This is a genomic window from Streptococcus sp. DFI.7.26 (assembly GCF_022240605.1).
In the GTDB taxonomy this organism is placed as follows: Bacteria; Bacillota; Bacilli; order Lactobacillales; family Streptococcaceae; genus Streptococcus; species Streptococcus xiaochunlingii.
The window spans coordinates 1-524 of sequence record NZ_JAKOGN010000048.1 but is presented as its reverse complement, the minus strand read 5'-3'; the positions used below and the strand labels follow the sequence as shown (position 1 = coordinate 524).

Here is a 524-nt window from a genome sequence, read left to right as displayed (position 1 = left end):
AAAAAGGACAATGGCTTTGATGTTTATTCTGAGATTAAGGCTTTATTAGTTGATAGAGGAGTCCCTAGTAAGGAAATTGCCTTTGTACATGATGCCAATAGTGATGAAAAGAAGAATAGTTTGTCTCGAAAGGTCAATGCAGGAGAGGTGCGGATCTTACTTGCCTCAACTGAAAAAGGAGGAACAGGTTTAAATGTTCAGAGCAAGATGAAAGCAGTTCATCACCTGGATGTACCGTGGAGACCAAGTGACATTCAGCAACGCAATGGACGGATTATCCGACAGGGAAATGAAAACAAGGAAGTGGATATTTACCACTACATTACCACAGGTTCATTTGATAATTATCTATGGGCAACTCAGGAGAACAAACTCCGTTATATTAAGCAGATTATGACTTCTAAGGAGCCGATTCGTGCTGCAGAAGACATTGATGAGCAGACCATGACAGCTTCTGATTTTAAGGCACTAGCAACAGGTAATCCTTATCTCAAATATAAGATGGAACTAGAGAATGATCTAAC

General features: G+C 39.9%; 1 protein-coding gene. It reads left to right on the top strand.

Translation table 11 applies throughout. From position 1 onward, the window contains the following. Positions 1-524: helicase-related protein (locus L0M85_RS09865; protein WP_275112266.1), on the top strand; the 524-nt coding region annotated here is incomplete at both ends.